The organism is Halorubrum tropicale, assembly GCF_001280455.1.
GTDB lineage: Archaea > Halobacteriota > Halobacteria > Halobacteriales > Haloferacaceae > Halorubrum > Halorubrum tropicale.
On the sequence record NZ_LIST01000002.1, the window covers coordinates 359,141 to 374,584 of the forward strand.

Annotated in this window: 14 protein-coding genes and 1 tRNA gene; 3 read left to right on the forward strand and 12 right to left on the reverse strand. The window is 68.2% G+C overall.

Going from position 1 to position 15,444, the window contains the following annotated elements; all coding sequences use genetic code 11:
- Positions 1-35: 35 nt before the first annotated feature.
- The 7 genes from AMR74_RS06910 to AMR74_RS06940 form a co-directional block, all read right to left on the reverse strand.
- Positions 36-791: a DUF7289 family protein gene (locus tag AMR74_RS06910; protein ID WP_139042974.1), complete on the reverse strand. Its 756-nt coding sequence runs from the start codon at positions 789-791 to the stop codon at positions 36-38.
- A complete protein-coding gene (locus AMR74_RS06915) occupies positions 788-1,273 on the reverse strand; it encodes a DUF7266 family protein (RefSeq protein WP_077152267.1) in 486 nt (161 codons plus the stop codon). Before AMR74_RS06915 ends, AMR74_RS06910 begins: the two co-directional genes overlap by 4 nt.
- Complete coding sequence (locus AMR74_RS06920) at positions 1,270-2,193, reverse strand: DUF7261 family protein (protein WP_053771326.1); 924 nt, start codon at positions 2,191-2,193, stop codon at positions 1,270-1,272. Before AMR74_RS06920 ends, AMR74_RS06915 begins: the two co-directional genes overlap by 4 nt.
- Positions 2,190-2,816 (reverse strand): DUF7288 family protein, encoded by a 627-nt coding sequence (locus tag AMR74_RS06925; protein WP_077152268.1) that lies wholly within the window; start codon positions 2,814-2,816, stop codon positions 2,190-2,192. Before AMR74_RS06925 ends, AMR74_RS06920 begins: the two co-directional genes overlap by 4 nt.
- Entirely contained in the window at positions 2,810-3,289 is a 480-nt protein-coding gene (locus AMR74_RS06930) for a DUF7287 family protein (protein WP_139042975.1), read from the reverse strand. Before AMR74_RS06930 ends, AMR74_RS06925 begins: the two co-directional genes overlap by 7 nt.
- A 319-nt stretch (positions 3,290-3,608) precedes the next feature.
- Positions 3,609-5,645, reverse strand: coding sequence for a type II secretion system F family protein (locus tag AMR74_RS06935; protein ID WP_053771329.1), 2,037 nt, complete (start codon positions 5,643-5,645; stop codon positions 3,609-3,611).
- A gap of 27 nt (positions 5,646-5,672) precedes the next feature.
- Positions 5,673-9,707 (reverse strand): ATPase, T2SS/T4P/T4SS family, encoded by a 4,035-nt coding sequence (locus tag AMR74_RS06940; RefSeq protein WP_053771330.1) that lies wholly within the window; start codon positions 9,705-9,707, stop codon positions 5,673-5,675.
- Between the two features lie 101 nt (positions 9,708-9,808).
- Here AMR74_RS06940 and AMR74_RS06945 point away from each other — a divergent pair, with 101 nt between their 5' ends.
- Complete coding sequence (locus AMR74_RS06945) at positions 9,809-10,510, forward strand: DUF1405 domain-containing protein (RefSeq protein ID WP_394324734.1); 702 nt, start codon at positions 9,809-9,811, stop codon at positions 10,508-10,510.
- 49 nt (positions 10,511-10,559) lie between these two features.
- A complete protein-coding gene (locus AMR74_RS06950; protein WP_053771332.1) occupies positions 10,560-10,874 on the forward strand; it encodes a nucleoside triphosphate pyrophosphohydrolase in 315 nt (104 codons plus the stop codon).
- A 194-nt stretch (positions 10,875-11,068) separates the two neighbouring features.
- Here the strand turns inward: AMR74_RS06950 and AMR74_RS06955 are convergent.
- The 3 genes from AMR74_RS06955 to AMR74_RS06965 all read right to left on the reverse strand — a co-directional run bounded on the left by AMR74_RS06955 (position 11,069) and on the right by AMR74_RS06965 (position 12,496).
- Positions 11,069-11,141: transfer RNA gene (locus AMR74_RS06955), tRNA-Arg, on the reverse strand.
- A 52-nt stretch (positions 11,142-11,193) separates the two neighbouring features.
- A complete protein-coding gene (locus tag AMR74_RS06960) occupies positions 11,194-11,469 on the reverse strand; it encodes a Sec-independent protein translocase subunit TatA/TatB (protein ID WP_053771333.1) in 276 nt (91 codons plus the stop codon).
- A gap of 154 nt (positions 11,470-11,623) precedes the next feature.
- Entirely contained in the window at positions 11,624-12,496 is an 873-nt protein-coding gene (locus tag AMR74_RS06965; protein WP_240471133.1) for a hypothetical protein, read from the reverse strand.
- A gap of 196 nt (positions 12,497-12,692) precedes the next feature.
- Here AMR74_RS06965 and AMR74_RS06970 point away from each other — a divergent pair, with 196 nt between their 5' ends.
- A complete protein-coding gene (locus tag AMR74_RS06970; protein WP_053771335.1) occupies positions 12,693-13,163 on the forward strand; it encodes a redoxin domain-containing protein in 471 nt (156 codons plus the stop codon).
- A gap of 33 nt (positions 13,164-13,196) precedes the next feature.
- Here AMR74_RS06970 and AMR74_RS06975 read toward each other — a convergent pair whose 3' ends face one another.
- Both AMR74_RS06975 and AMR74_RS19055 read right to left on the reverse strand, forming a co-directional pair.
- The gene (locus tag AMR74_RS06975) at positions 13,197-15,215 is read right to left on the reverse strand and encodes an AMP-binding protein (protein WP_053771336.1); all 2,019 of its coding nucleotides are present in this window, start codon (positions 15,213-15,215) and stop codon (positions 13,197-13,199) included.
- A 47-nt stretch (positions 15,216-15,262) separates the two neighbouring features.
- Positions 15,263-15,433, reverse strand: a complete 171-nt coding sequence (locus tag AMR74_RS19055) for a hypothetical protein (RefSeq protein ID WP_158295112.1) — start codon at positions 15,431-15,433, stop codon at positions 15,263-15,265.
- Positions 15,434-15,444 lie beyond the last annotated feature (11 nt).

Sequence of the window (15,444 nt, forward strand, 5' to 3'; positions counted from 1 at the left end):
CTCGGACTCGACCGAACCGTACCGTCACGGACCTGTCACGGCAGGATCCTCACCGTCACCTTGGTCGTCCGAACGAATACGGTATCGGCCTCGCACCTGTAGCCTGCTGCCGTCTGCTTCCATCCATCGCGTTCGGCGAACCACCTTTCCCAGGCCTTCTCGTGACGTGACTCCTCGACTCGGATCGTCACGTTTTGAGCCATGTCGGCCTCGTTGACGACGGTCCCGTTTTCCCGCCTCGGATAGTATATATCGGAGTCCTGCTTCGCGACCGTGACCAGTACCGATCCGTCCACACTCGTCGATGTGACGTTACCGCGCGGATCGATCTCGACCAACGAGATGATCGACTTCCCGTCTCGACACGTCACGCTCGGTGGGCGTGACACGAATCCGTAGTCGTCGTTCGTCCGTAGGACCGCTCCATTCTCGTAGCTTATCTCGGTCTCGTCTTTCGTGTACGAGAGTGAACCGGTTCGGACGGTCTCCGCGAAGGTCCCGTTATCGAGTCCAACAGACACGGTGAACCTCGCGGTACGGTCCAGCGATAGCGCGCCTCCAGAGAGTCGGAACTCGCCCGCCCGTGTCGGGGCATTTCCTCGCTCGATGTCGTGAAAGTTCTCCGCGAGCACCGACATCGCGCGCTCTGTGTTGTGTATCTGTTCCTCCTGTTGCTCCTCGGCGATAGCGGCGAATCCGCCGGTGTGCACGGCGCTGACAGCGAGCAGGATGAGTGAAAACGAGAGGACGAATCCGACCATATCGCTCACGGCGCGCCCGTTCGCAGTCATGGCTGCGAACGCTCCATGCGGACCGCGGTCCCGTTGTGAACGAGTCTGATCTCCCCCCCGAAGGCGGTCGACTCGACGGTGTCGATGTCGTCTCGGACGGGGACCACGACCGGCGCTCCGATCGCCCGCGATTCGAGCACGAGGCAGGTGTCGGTCCGACAGTCTCCGGAATCCGATGTCAGCCGCACTCGGTAGCGCGAGTTCACGACCCGCTCGGGATGTGAGGTCTCGACGGTCATCGTCGAGTTCGTCGGGTCGGCGACGCGGTCCAGTGCCGTGAGTTCGGTCGCGATCCGTTCTCCGATCGTCGTGAGCTCGCCCTCTACCGCCCGCTCGCGTTGCGTCTCGACCGCGCCGCCCGCAGTGATTATGAGCCCGGCGATCAGCACGGAGGTAATCCCCATCGTGAGAACGTGTGTCAACGCGACCGAAACCCCCCGCCGGTCGCCCCGAAGCCGGTCTGTTACGCCGGGACCTCTCATTCCGAATCTCCCCCGATCCGAACCGTGATCTGCGACTCCGCGGACAGTTTGTCGCTCACGTATTCGACGTCGACGACGGCGGTCGACAGTTCGCGGCTCACGTACGGCTGGCCGTTACCCGGGTCGGTGTGGAAGTTCCCGGTATCGACGTCGCTGGCCTCGTTGACGAGGATATGATACGCGCCGTCGGACCGGTGACCGTTTTCCACGCGAAGGTCGTACGGGGCGTTCAGTCCCGGAGCGAACGCGAAGCGCTGGGTCCCGTTGATCGCTCCACCAGTGACGTTCACCCGAGCCGCATTCCCCGAGACCGACTCACTGACCGTGGTTCCGTTGTCGTACGTGACCTCGACGCTGACGGCATTCGAGGGGGCTTGGCTAACGTTGAGGCGCCAATCGCCGCCGTCCTCGCCCCGGGCGATGAACGTCGTCGGCGTCAGGCTCCGCGGTTCGATGACGAGCTCGAACGGAGTGGATTCGTTGAACGTCGCGTTATCCACGAGGGTCCAGTCGCTTCGGTTCGCCCGCGAGCGGACGGCTCGCGAGCGGTTGCGCTGCCGAAGGGCCACCCTTTCGAGCTCGGACGCGCTCTCGTTCAGCGTCACACGAAGATACGCGGGCCGCCGGTCGACGATCTGCTCCGCCTTCCGTTCGCTGTAAACGGTCAACGTCGCGTTCAGCTCGTGGACGTCGACGTAGCCGTCTCGTTGTCCAATCCGGTCGGTGAGGCGGTCGACGTCCGTTCGAACGGCTTCCAACTGTCGCTCTACCTCGTTCATCTCTCCGAGAGAATTTCCGGGGTTGGTGTTTTGGGTGTAGATCGTAGAGTTCAGCACGACGACGAGTGCTAGTAGGCTCGCTGCCATCACGATCGCCCCCACGAGCATCAGTTGACCGCGGTCGTCGAGCTTCGTGATCACCAGACGACCACCCGCACTTCGACCACGTTTACCAGGGTCGGGTCGTCGAGGTCCTCGGCGTAGAACTTCGAGACGTTCCCTCCGAGGGTACCGCCGGGACTGTGTGTCAACTCCATCCCGTCGTGAAGCGCTATCGAACGGGTCGCGGTGACCGCGTTTCGACCGGGAGTTCCTTGGACGAACAGCGGCTCCGTCTCCGTCGTCTTCCCCTGCGTCTGATAATCCAGATAGACGTTGTACCGATAGAACCGGGAAGTGAACGTCTCTTCGAGGAGAAGGCACAGCGTGAGCGGCTCGTCCGCTATCGTTTCGGGGCAGGCATCGCCGGGCTGGTACGCGGTCGGCCACCCCGACTGTCCGTCCTGGGAGTCCCAGTACAGTGCGGCTTCAATAAGGGCGTTCCGCTCGTGAGCGGTCGCGAGAACGTCGTCCGTCTGCGTCCCCAACTGTGCCATCGTGTCCCGATCGATCGTTCCGGCCGTGGTGGGCGTAATTACCACCGCAGTCGTCGCTAATAGCAGCGCCGTGAGGACCACGATTGCGGAAATAACGCCTTCGAGAGTGTACGCTTGTCCGCGGTCCGCGTCGGACGGCGGTCGCCGTTTCGGCGGACCGGCTACCATAGTCGCACCTCGATACGACAGGTGGCCGTACAAGTGTGGTTCCCTACGTAGCCCGACTCCGGGACGACGACGCGTGTCGCAGCCGCCGTAGACTCGCCCTGATACGGTGGGCCGACTGTGTGTTGGACCGTCCCGTTTCCGTCGACGAGCGTCACGTTCACTTCGCTCCCTTCTGCCGTCGGTATTCCGTCCAAGTTAGACTCGTTCGCGAAAAACGAGTCAGCTCCAGCGCCGTCGAGCACGTTCTTCGAGTCTGGTTGAGTGATCTCCGCGAGGACTTCGGCGGCGTACCTGTCGGCCTGGGTGGTCTGTGAAGCGTCAACAGGCGCCGTAAACGGTGTGAAGAGAGTCGGAATGAATCCCACGACGAACGCAGTCGTGAGGAGAAATATCGACACCCCGATGACGTAGTCTTGGAGCGTCTGGCCGCGACGATCCGAGGCGAGTCGCTTCGGTTTACGAGGTGGTGTCACTTCGAGTTACCTTGCGATCGTTACGCAGTGTTTGCGTTGCGCGGGATACTCGCTGTTGTTATGCGTCCGATCTCCGTCGGACAGAGGACCGACTTCGGAGAGTAGCTCCGTACGAGATGGGAGAGTAACTGATATTCGGACAGAGTCGATATATAAAAAACGCGGTTGGATTATTAATTCTAATAAATCACAGGCAGCACTCTCGGACCGACCTCGCATCTGCGAGAAGCTCGTTGAGACCCAGGTAGAGGATTCGTTTCCCGTTGTGACCGTCCCATCGGCGAATGTCGGTACTCCGTCGAGGACCGTCTGTGCGCGGTCAGCCGACATAGATCCACACCCCCAGCGCCAGCGTCATCAGGACCACGGCGTACTTGACGCCGGAGATAAGCTCCGCGTCGCGGATGTAGCCGCTGATGAACCCGGAGAGGACCGCCTGGATCGTCACCGCGTGGAAGAACAGCATCGAGAGCACGTCGGGGTCGATGCCGCCGCCGCCGCCGAACCCGGCCCCGCCGGTGCTCCCGGCGCCGTCGCTCTGCGCGACCAAGTCGCCCATCACGTCGATGAACTGCGTCTGGAGGATGGCCATCACGCCGAGCAGCGTGACGTACGTCATCACGATGATCGCCACCTGCATCCGGGTCCGCGACTTCCGCTCGCGCTCGATGTCGTCCTGGTTCTCCGAGGCCTGCGCGGCCGTCGTGAGCACATCCGTGATCTGCGAGGACGCCTCCTGCGCCTCGGCGATCAGCTTCACCGTCCGCGCGAGCCGCGGCACCGCGTAGGCGTTGTTGAACTCGACGAGCGCGTCACGGAGGCTCATCCCGTAGTTCACCTTCGCGTGGATCACCTCGAACTCCTCGGCGAGCTTGCCGGTCGAGGTCTCCGAGACCGTGCGCACCGATTCGAGCAGCGTCTGGCCGGTGTCGTTCGCCGAGGAGAGCTTCCGGAGCGTCTCCGAGAGCTTCCCGGTCACCGCCCGCCGCGAGCGCTGGTGCCACTCGTAGAACACCCCGAGCGGGACCAGCACGACGTAGAGGGGCACGTAGACCCAGACGAACGCCGACCACACCGGGCGGGCGATCCAGCCGTCGACCGTCGTCGGCGCCGACCCGGCCGCGGCCGCGACGACGACCAGCGCGAGCGCCGCGGGCACGGTCAACGCGAGGGTGTACGGCGGGTTCTCGCGGAGGAAGAGGTGCGGCGCCGAGAGGATCTCCATCGTCTTGTGGGTCCCCTCGCGGTCGCGGATGCGGTCGAAGACCCCGAACGTCCCGACGAACGCCTCCACGAGCCCGAAGTGGAAGAGCCCCTCCCGGCTCGTCTGTCGGAGGCGCTCGCTGCCACCGTCGGGCTGGAGGTAGCCGTCGCCGGGGTCGTCCTGTTTCACCGTCGAGACCAGCACGAGGAAGCCGACGCCGACCAGGGGGATGAGCAGGTACACCGTGACGTACAGCAGGCGGTCGTCGGCCTCGCCCATCATCCCCATGATGACGAGGATGATGATGAGAAGCAGCGGGAACAACGAGAGCGTCATGTACATCTCGCCGAACAGCTCCAAGGTCTCCAAGGTCATCTCGCGCTCCTGTTTCGACGTGCGGAGGTGCTTCTCCTTTTTGTCCTTCAGGAAGCCCTCCATGTCGCCGCCGGAGTTGACGATGGAGAGCATGTCGGCGAGGAACTGCGAGAGCTCGTCGGAGGGGGTCTCCATGGACTGCTGGCGGATCGCGTTCCGGTAGTCGGTGCCGAAGTACTCCGTCTCGTTGACGATGCTCTGGAACTCGCGTGACACCTCGCCGTAGGTGTCTTCCGCCGTCGCCATTGCGCGGAGGATCTCCAGCTGGTTCAGCCCGCCGACGGAGAGCGCGTACATGAACGACACCGAGTCCGCGAGCAGGAGGTTGATCTCCCGCTTCCGCGAGGAGGCGCGCGAGTACGGGACCGCGACGAGGCCGCCGAACCCGATCGCGAACCCGATCGAGCCGAAGACGAGCCCGCTGAGGAGCACCGCGGTCGGCACGACGAGCGAGCGGAGCAGCTCCTGGATCGCCGTCGTCGGCGCCGGCACGCCGAGCGAGAGCGTCGACGGGTCGACCAGCCCCAGCGAGAACACGCCGTAGCCGACCAGCGTGCCGAGCGCCCAGAGCAGCCCGCCGACCAGCAGGCCGACCGCCAGCGCCAGTGAGACGTACATCTCGACCTGGTCGGGCATCCGCGCCTCCGCGAGCTTGCGCTCCACGTCCGCGACGAAGTCGCCGTCGGGGTCGAACAGCAGCTCGAACACCGGGTAACACAGCTCCGCGAGGACGTTCGCGTCGACGCCGCCGTCGCCCGCGTCCACGTCGAGACTCACGGGACGGCCCTCACGAGGAACACGGCGTCACCCGTCCTCCGCGGGCTCGACGGCGTCGAACCCCCATTCGTCGATGTCGTCGCCCGTTCCGTCGTCAGCCTCGTCGGGGTCGTCCCCCTGCTCGGTCTCGTCGGCATCCTCCGCTTCATCTGCTGTGTCTGCCGTGTCAGGCTCGTCCGCCGCGTCAGGCTCGTCCGCCCCGTCCAACTCGTCCGTGTCGGACTCCTCGCCGTCGCCGACCTCCGCGGAGGGCTCGCCGTCCACGGGCTCCGCGGCGCTGAACCCCTCGCTCACGTCGGGGGACGCGTCGGCGCCGCCGCCCGCGCCGGCGTCGGGCGGGGCGCCGGGCTCGGAGGGGCCCGCGGGCGAGGAGAGCACGTCGACGCCCTCGTCGAACGGCTCGCCGAAGTCGATGCCGTCGAGGTCGCCCGAGCCGTCGCCCACCGCCTCGGCGACCCCCTCGAAGTCGCCGTGCGCGGGGTCCGGCGAGGGCGTCCCCGAGTGGCCCGCGCCCCCCAGGTCGGGGGGCGTCTCGTCGGCGTCGTCGACGCCGTCCGCGTCGGCCGCACCGGGCGCCGGTTCCGGGCCGGCCGGCTCGTCGTACGCCGCGTCCGCCTCGCGGGCCGCCTCAGCGAGGGCCTCGTGGTCGCTCGCCGGGGCGGCCTCCACGTCGCCCGCGTGGTTCATCTCCAGGAGGGCGTCGGCGACGGAGTCGGGGACCTGCCCGCGGTACGTCTCGAAGAGGTCCTCGGCGGCGTCGAGTATCCCGGCGGCCTCCGCCTCGCCGTCCGCGTCCGGCGTCGGGCGGGGGACGAGCGCCTCCTTCTCGCGGTCGACGTTGATGAGGACCGACTCCATCTCGCGGAGGTCCTCCAGCGAGCGCTCGAGCTCCTCGTTGGCCATCAGCGCGAGCACCGTCTCCGGGTCGTTGATGAACGCCTGGAACGTCGCCGCCACCTGCGCGTAGCTGTTGAGTCCGCGGTCGATGAGGTAGGCCAAGACGACCCGGCGCTTCCGCAGCTCCTCGTCGAGGGTCGCCCGGCTCCAGCCGCGGTCGAACATGATGTCTTCGAGCGTGTTCGAGTCGCCCATCTGGAGGAACTCGTCCGTCTCCGCCTGCCACTGGAACACGTCCTGAACGTTGATCTCGTCGTTCTCGGCGTCGTAGTGGTTGATCTCGGTGATCGACTTGTTCCGGCGCACCTTCTTGCCCTGAACGCGGGTCGAGGTCTGGATCGAGACCAAGTCGAGCGCCGTGAACATCGTCTTCGAGACGTTGATCGGGTCGGTGGTGAACCGCTTGAGCACCTCGCCGACGGAGTCGGCGTGGAACGTGGTGTAGGTGGTGTGACCGGTCGACATGACCTGGAACGCCGTCCGCCCCTCCTCGCCGCGGATCTCGCCCATCACGATGTAGTCGGGGCGCTGACGGAGCGCGGCCTCCAGCAGGTCGAACTCGTCGATATCGCCCTTGTCGTCGTCCGAGAAGGAGGGTCGGGTGACGGAGGCGATCCAGTTGCGTTGCGGGAGTTCGACCTCGCGGGTGTCCTCGATGGAGACGATCTTCGCGTTCGAGGGGATGAACAGGGAGACCGCGTTCAGGCTCGTCGTCTTCCCGGAGGCGGTGCCGCCGGCGAAGATCAGGCTCTTGTGGTTCTCGATGGAGAGCCAGAGGAACGCCATCTCGTCGAGCGAGAAGGTCTTCCAGTTGATCAGGTCGATCGGCGTGAAGGGGACGTCGTTGAACTGCCGGATCGTGTAGTTGGTCCCGTGGTCCGACACCTCGCGGCCGAGGGTGAGCTGGGCGCGGGAGCCGTCCGGGAGCGTGGCGTCGACCTGCGGCCGGCGCTTCGAGATCCCCTTCCCGGAGCGCTGCGCGAGCTTCACGACGAAGTCGTCGAGCTCGTCGGTGCCGTGGTAGACGTTGGTGATGATCTGCTCGTACTCGGAGTGGTAGACGAAGACGGGGGAGTTGTACCCGTCACAGGAGATGTCCTCGACGTTGATGTCGTACTTGATCGGGTCGATCCGCTCGTAGCCGACGAAGTCGCGCTTCAGGTAGTACAGGAGCTTCTCGACCTGGTGGGCGGACAGCGTGCGGGCGTCCTCCGCGAGCACCGCGGGCTCGGGCCGGGCGCTGATCGCCGGCGGGTCGTCCGGCTCCTCGGTCGGCGGCTCGTAGCCGAGCGACTCCGCGATCCGCCCGGCGATCCCCTCCGTCGGGTCGATGCCGAAGCGGTCGACCAGCGTGTCGGCGATGCCCCGCTCGTCCTCGTCGTCCTCGTAGAGCCCGTAGCGGTCGAGGAGCGTGCGCGCCTCCTCGACGATCACCTCCTCGCGGAACGCCTCGTCGCCGCCCGCGATCGACTCGTCGGCGTACTTGATCGAGGTCCGGAGCTTCCCGGTGAGGAACTCCGTGAGCTCCGTCTCGATCTCGGTGCGGTACGGCTGGACGGCGTAGTACTTCGCCTCGTTCTCCTTCCGCGACCGGAAGACGATGACGAACGCGTACGGCTTGTTCACCCAGTAGCGCTCCTCCTCCCGGAAGTGGGTCTTCTTCTGCATCGGCACCGCCTTCTCCAGGTCGTACCGGTTCGTCAGCGTGGTGTGGCCCTCGTCGGTCGAGAAGAACGCGTCCTCGTCGACTTCGGGGTTCACGTCCACGGTCCGCTCGTCGACGAGGTCGGCGAGCTCGGCCGCGGCGCTCCCGCCCGCGCCGAGCAGTTCCTCGGTGCGGTCCGGGTCGAACCCGAGCGCCTCCGTCTTGTCCTCGTGGGTGAACTCCAGCGGGATCGGCTCGCCCTCCTCGTTCTCCTCGGTCGGCGGGTTCCCGTCCTCGTCGAGGAAGAACTCCTCGCGGTAGTTCTCCCACGTGTAGTACCCCTTCAGCACCGGGACCGAGTACGGGTCGTAGCGGGCCGCGCACATGTCCCAGAGGACGTCGCCGACCGCGGCGGCCGCGCGGACCCGGTAGTCGGTCTCGCTCGGGTCGAATCCCAGCAGCGTCGCCGGGTCGAAGTCGACACGGTCCCACTCGTCGGGTGTCGGCGCGCGAGAGGGCACAGACTCCACCGCGTCGGGGCGCGCCACGACGACGCCCGCGACCCCGCCCCGGCCCACCGGTCCGTCGAACACCGTGTCCGGGCCGGGGTCGGCGTCGGGCACCGGCGTCGCGTCCGCGGTCGCCGCCGGGCCGGGGTCGGCATCGGGCACCGGCGTCGCGTCCGCGGTCGCCGCCGGTCCGTCGTCGGGGTCGCCGTCGGCTTCGACGTCGTCCGCGGTGTCCGAATCGCCGTCGGCCGCGTCGCTCCGAACCGGACGCCGCGGCGCGGCGACCCGCTCGCCCGTCGGGACGACGGTAGCACCGTCGAGGACGACCGCGTCGGTCCCGACGACGAGCGTGCCGCGGTCGGGGGTGCCGCGGCCCGGGACGGCCGTTTCCCCGTCCGCCTCGAACGGCTCGTCGACGCCCGGCGCGCGGAGCACGTCTTCGGCCCCGTCCGGGCGGTGGTACGCGACGGCGTCGGCCGGGACGGCGGGCTCGTTCGGCACGTCCGCGTACACGCGTTCCGCCTCGTCCTCGCGGCCGCGCTCGACGAGCAGCGACCGCCAGGTGTACCTGTCGGTGACGGCCGGGACGGTCTCCGCGGCCGTGTCCGGGTCGTCGAGCGGCTCGCCCTCGCCGGTCCCTCCAGTCCCGTCGCCGTCCGCGTCGGCGTCGGGTCCGTCCGATTCGCCCGATTCGTCGTCCGCGTCCTCGACGGTGACCGCGGGCGGCTCGTCGTCGCCGTCCGCGTCCTCACCGCTCGCCGCGGCGTCGTCGCCCTCCGAATCGTCGCCGCGCTCATCGGTTACGGCGTCGCCGTCAAGGTCCGCGTCGCCCTCGGCGGCCGCTTGTCCGTCGGTTTCGGACTCGTCGCGCTCGTCGTCCGCACCGCGCTCTCCGTCCGCGTCCGGCTCGCGGGTCCAGCCCGGGTCGTCGCCCGCGTCGGAACCGGACGCCGAAGTGCCACCCACCGGACCGGACCGCTGGGCGGACCGCTCGGCGTCCTCGCTGTCCATAGTCTCGGGAACTGCTCATCCGTTGAAAAAGGTGTCTCGCTAAACACCGCGATTGATAATCACGGGGGACGGGCGCTTTTTAGTCGCTCGGGCACCGACCGGTGCGCGTGTCTCGCTTCGACGGCGTCCGCCGCCTGCGACGGCTCCGCAGCCCGCGGGTCAGGCGGCGGGTCCGTGCCGCCCTCGCCGAGGAGCTGTTGGGCGCGCCGCGGAGCTTCGCCGCCGTCTGCGCGTTCACCCTCTTCATGCTCGGCGTCGGCGTCGCGTACTACGCGCCGACCGCGGGGACCGTGCCGCCGGCGCTGTGGCCGCTGTACGCCGACTCAGCGGTCGCCGTCGCGCTCGGAGGCGGCGTCCTCGCCGCGATCGCGCCGACCGTCAGGCGGGGCGACCCGCTCGCGGAGGCGCCCGCCTCGCGCGGACTGGCGTACCTCCAGACGATCGCCTTCGTCTGGCTCGTCCAATTCGGCCTCTGGCCGCTGGTCTCGCTGAACCTCGCGTTCGCCGAGTACGTCGCCGCGCCCGACGCCTGGATCTACTACTGGGGCGTGATCGGCACGCACCTGCTGTTCGTGGGGCTCGCGCTGCTGTTCCCGGCGTTCGGCCGCACGACGCGCGGCGCGCTCGCGACGGCGCTGGCGCTCGGCGTCGCGAACGTCGGCCTCGATTACGGGCTCGGCTACCACCCGCCGCTGCTGTACGAGCCCGGCGCCGGGCTCGCGGCCGCGACGCTGGCCATCGCGGTCGGAGCGGTCGCGCTCGCGGCGCGGTCCTTCCCGCGGCTTGACGAGGACGCGAGCTGAGAAGCGGGCCTGACCGGAACGTCAAATAACCGGGCTCCGATCGGCCGACATGGCCGAGGAATACGACAAACTGGTCCGAGACGAAATTCCTGAGATCATCGAGGCGGACGGCGGGCGAGCGCAGACGCACGTCGCCGGCGAGGACGAGTACGCGGACCGGCTCGCCGCGAAGCTGGCCGAGGAGACCGCGGAGTACCGAGAGACCCGCGACCCGCGGGAACTGGCGGACGTGCTCGAGGTTGTCCACGCGCTCCGCGAACTGAGCGGACTCACCGCCGAGGAGCTGGACGAGATGCGGTCCGAGAAGGCCGAGCGACGGGGGCGGTTCGACGAACGGATCGTCCTCGAACGGGCCGAGGAGTAGTCGCACTCAATGGGTTACCGGCGGGCGCGGCGGGACCAATACGAGACGGACGAAGTGAGTCTCGCGTGGTTCGAGTCCCCGGACCGCTACTGCTCACTTCGTTCGCGGGTAGCAGGCGCGGCGGGATCCACGCGAGCGAACGCAGTGAGCGAGCGTGGAGCCAGTCGCGCCCGTGACTGAGCGAAGCGAAGTCACGGGCGCGACGGGATTCGAACCCGCGATCGAGAGGTTAGGAACCTCTCGCCCTGTCCGCTAGGCCACGCGCCCAGAACGGGTGGAGAAAACGGTACGGCGGGGATCGGTCGGCGTCGGGGCCGGCTTACGCGCTCGTTTCCTTTTCGGTCTCGGTCTCCAGCTCGTCGAGGTCGTCGTCCTCGTCGTCGAGCGTCGAGTCCGCGCTCTTGCCGTCTTGCATGTCTTTCAGTTCTTCTTCGACCTGTTCGCGGCCCTTCTTGAACTCGCCCATCGCCTGGCCGGTCGACCGAGCGAGCTTCGGGATCTTGTTCGCCCCGAACAGCAGGACCAGCACGAGCAGGATTATGAGGAGTTCCGGCCCCGCCGGAATGCCGCCGATCAGTGGAATCGCACTTGTCATCTCTGTCTCGCTGTAGCCCTGTGTCGATTATAGTCTTTTTGCCTCGTCGAGTCGCCGCACGGCGCCTCGCGCGGCGCGACGGGCCGAGCGAACGGCGTCGTCGCTCGGGCGCCGATCGGCCGACGGTCGGCCCTTCGCGCACGGCCCGACCGGGTCAGTCGGGGCGTGCGAGCCGCGCGAAGTACCAGTCGCCGTCGTAGCGGACGAGCGGGGCGACGCCGTCGTCCGTCGAGACGGCGTCGACGACGGCCGCGAACGGGTCGGAGAGCGGCGGAGCCTCCGCGTACTCGGAGTCGATCGCCGCGTCGAGGACCGCGCGCTGGTCCCCGGTCGGGTCGGCGAGCGAGCGGCCGCGCTCCTCGCCGACGGCCTCGCGGAAGTCACGCTGCGACGAGGCGACGCGGTCGGCGCGGACGGCGACGGTCCGTACCTCGACCGACCGCTCCTCCGCGAACGAGAACCGGAGGAGTTCGCCGTCCCACGCGACCCGCTGGCCGTCGTTCTCGGGGACGAATCGGGAGCGCTCCCGCCGCTCGGCGGACGCGTACGCGAAGGTGACCTCGAACGGCGGGTAGTGTGGCGCGTGGACGAGCGACGCGTCCCCGAGCGCGTCGAGGACGGTGTCCCAATCGTGGTCCGGGAGGTCCGCGAAGGGGACGCTCGACGGGGGACCGAAGAAGAAGGAGTCGACTGCGTCGACCGCCACCGTGTACCCGTAGCCCGGTGCCGCGACGGAATCGACCGTCTCGGTCTCGATCCGGTAGTACTCGGGGCCGTCGGCGACGACGTACGGCGCCGAGACGTCGGGGCCGTAGTACCCGTCGACGGCGGCTTCCCCGCCGTCGATCGCGGTTCGGACGGCCGCCCGTCCAGCGTGTCCGACGAAGTCGACCGGGGTGCTGAACTCGTTCGAGACGCCGACCGGCGAGGCCTCGCCGAGCCGCAGCACCGTCCGCGAGCGAGTGTCGTCCGACGAATCGTCCGTGAGACAGCCGGAGAACCCAGTCAGCGAGGCGGTCGCGGTCATCAGCGCCACTTGTCGGCGGGAGGGGCCGCGTGGAGGGCGAGACATCGCCGGCACTTCGTCGGCAGCGCACTTGATTCCGTCCCCGACCGCGGAACGCGTTGCCCAGGCTGCCGGCTGAAGGCGGGCGGGGAGTCCGGGATTCCGGTCCGGGATCCGCCGTCGAAACCGTGATACGCCCGGCCGACGACGACCCGGTATGCCAGACGTCGGCGACGACGCCCCAGACTTCACCGGATCGCTCGTGGACGGCGACATCGCACCGTTCGAACTCTCCGACCACCTCGGCGACGAGCCGGTCGTCCTCGCCTTCTTTCCGGCGGCCTTCTCGAACACCTGTACCGACGAGATGGAGGCGCTCCGCGACGGGTTCGACCGCGACGACTGTACGCTGTTCGGCGTGAGCACCGACCTCCCGCACGCGCTCGGCGCGTACCGCGCGCAGTACGACCTCCCGTTCGCCCTGGTCGGCGACCCCGACCACCGCGCGATCGAGGCGTACGACGTGATCGAGGCGTTCGAGCACTACGGCGTCGAGACGGTCGCGCAGCGCGCCGTCTTCGTGATCGACGAGGTCGGGACCGTGACCTACCGCTGGCTCGCGGACAACGCCGGACAGGAGCCGGACTACGAGGAGCTGGCCGCGGCGGTGGCGGAGGCGAGCGCCTGACGGGCGCGACGCCCGGGTCTGCGGTGGCCTCGCTCAGGCCGGATCGCGGAGCGAGTCGAGCGCCTCGGGGTTCTCCATCGAGGAGAGGTCTCCCGGGTCCTCGCCGACGTACACCGACTCGATCGCGCGACGGATGATCTTCCCCGACTGCGTCTTCGGGAAGGCGTCGACGAACAGCAGCTCGCGCGGCCGGAACGGCTTACCGTGCTCGTCGCCCACCAGCGCGCGGAGCTCCTCGCGGAGGTCGTCGCTCGGGTCGACGCCCGGTTCGAGCACGACGTACGCGACGACCGCGGTGCCGGTAGTGTCGTCGGGGGCGCCGACCGCCGCCGCCTGATTGACGGCGTCGTGGTCGATGAGGACGCCCTCGATCTCCGCCGGTCCCACCTTCCGGCCCGCGACGTTCAGGGCGTCGTCGGCGCGCCCGTGGAGGAACCAGAAGCCGTCGTCGTCCCTCTGTGCGAAGTCGCCGTGGTCCCACAGGTCGGGCCACGTCGACCAGTACTCGTCGAGGTAGCGCTCGTCGCCCGACCACAGCGACTTCGTCATCGAGGGGCAGGAGTCGCGCGCGACGAGGTAGCCGCGCTCGCCGGACTCCTTCACCGACTCGCCGGTCTCGTCGACGATGTCGATGTCCATCCCGAGCCCCGGCCCGCCGAGCGTACAGGGCTTCAGCGGCTGGTTCGGCATCGGCATGAGGAAGCAGCCGCAGATCTCCGTGCCGCCGGAGATGTTGATTATCGGGCACTCGCCGCCGCCGACCGCGTCGTGGAACCAGCGCCACGACTCGGGGTCCCACGGCTCGCCGGTGGAGCCCAAGATTCGGAGCGAGGAGAGGTCGTGTCCCTCAACCCACTCGTCCCCGTGCTTCCGGAGCGCCCGGATCGCGGTCGGAGAGATGCCGAACTGCGTGATCGAGTGTCGGTCGATCAGCTCCCAAAAGCGGTCCGGCTCGGGGTGGTCCGGCGCGCCCTCGTACATCACCACCGTCCCGCCGAACGCGTGGTTGCCGATCAGCGTCCACGGGCCCATCATCCAGCCGATGTCCGAGACCCAGAAGAACCGGTCCGCGGGCTTCTGGTCGAAACCGAAGTGGATCTCCTTGGCGCACTGCGTGAGGACGCCGGCGTGGGTGTGGACGATCCCCTTCGGCTCACCGGTCGTCCCCGAGGAGTACAACAGCATAGACTCCTGGTCGCTCGGGAGGCGCTTCGTCTCGTACGTCGCGGGCTGCGAGCCGACCGCCTCGTCCCACGTCCGGTCGCGGTCGTCGTTCCACGGGACGGGGTCGGCGCCCGTATCGTCGCTCGCGGGCGTCGCGCCCAGCCTGTCGTACACGACCACCTCCTCGACCTGCCCGGCGTCGGCGATCGCGTCGTCCGCGGTCGCCTTCAGCCGGACCTCGTCGCCCCGTCGGTAGAACCCGTCGCCGGTGAACAGCACCGCGGGCTCGGCGTCGTCGATCCGCGTCGCGGTCGCCTCGCGTCCGAAGCCGGAGAAGATCGGGACGGCGATCGCGCCGACCTTCAGGCAACCGTAGAGGATCGAGACGACCTCGGGCACCATGGGCATGTAGAGGCCGACCGTGTCGCCGGTCTCGATCCCGGCCTCGGTCAGGTAGTTCGCGACGCGGTCGCTCTGCCTGCGGAGCTCGTGGAACGTGACCTCGCGGACGTCGCCCGGCTCGCCCTCCCAGATCAGCGCGACGCGGTTGCGGTTCGGAGCGTCGACCGCGGCGTGGCGGTCGACGACGTTGTGCGCGACGTTGATCTCCCCGCCGGGGTACCAGTCGGAGAACTGCGGGCCCTCGGCGTCGTCCCGGACGGCGTCGTAGTCGGCGTAGAAGTCGATGTCGAGGTAGTCGACGATCTCGTCCCAGAACCAGTCGACGCCCGACTCGGGCTCGCCCGCGACCTCGGAGGTAGTGCGTTCGATGAGCGCCTCGTAGTCGTCGATCCCGTACTCCCGCATGAACGCGGCGACGTTCGTCGACTCGGCGAACGCCTCGCTCGGTTCGTGTACGACCTCGTCTATCCCCTCGTACTCGTCCATCTCGCCCGGTGATTTTCGCGGCGACAGTAAGTAACTTTCCTGAAAGACTACGGTGGCTCGGCACACTCGCCCGTACGGACCACGTCCACGTCGACGGGAGCGTCGCCGTCGTTGCGGACCGCAAGGTCGAGTCGGCTCGGCTCGGGGTCACCGAGACAGCCGGCCGCCGCGCCGGCCGGCGCACCGAGGCCCGCCGCGAGGGAGCTCCGTCGTTCCATGGCGACCGGTC

Coding starts and splice junctions, on each gene's coding strand:
- AMR74_RS06965 (WP_240471133.1), bottom strand. CDS start 12,496: ATGACCGCGACCGCCTCGCTGACTGGGTTCTCCGGCTGTCTCACGGAC.
- AMR74_RS06970 (WP_053771335.1), top strand. CDS start 12,693: ATGCCAGACGTCGGCGACGACGCCCCAGACTTCACCGGATCGCTCGTG.
- AMR74_RS06910 (WP_139042974.1), bottom strand. CDS start 791: ATGACTGCGAACGGGCGCGCCGTGAGCGATATGGTCGGATTCGTCCTC.
- AMR74_RS06940 (WP_053771330.1), bottom strand. CDS start 9,707: ATGGACAGCGAGGACGCCGAGCGGTCCGCCCAGCGGTCCGGTCCGGTG.
- AMR74_RS06915 (WP_077152267.1), bottom strand. CDS start 1,273: ATGAGAGGTCCCGGCGTAACAGACCGGCTTCGGGGCGACCGGCGGGGG.
- AMR74_RS06975 (WP_053771336.1), bottom strand. CDS start 15,215: ATGGACGAGTACGAGGGGATAGACGAGGTCGTACACGAACCGAGCGAG.
- AMR74_RS06950 (WP_053771332.1), top strand. CDS start 10,560: ATGGCCGAGGAATACGACAAACTGGTCCGAGACGAAATTCCTGAGATC.
- AMR74_RS06925 (WP_077152268.1), bottom strand. CDS start 2,816: ATGGTAGCCGGTCCGCCGAAACGGCGACCGCCGTCCGACGCGGACCGC.
- AMR74_RS06960 (WP_053771333.1), bottom strand. CDS start 11,469: ATGACAAGTGCGATTCCACTGATCGGCGGCATTCCGGCGGGGCCGGAA.
- AMR74_RS19055 (WP_158295112.1), bottom strand. CDS start 15,433: ATGGAACGACGGAGCTCCCTCGCGGCGGGCCTCGGTGCGCCGGCCGGC.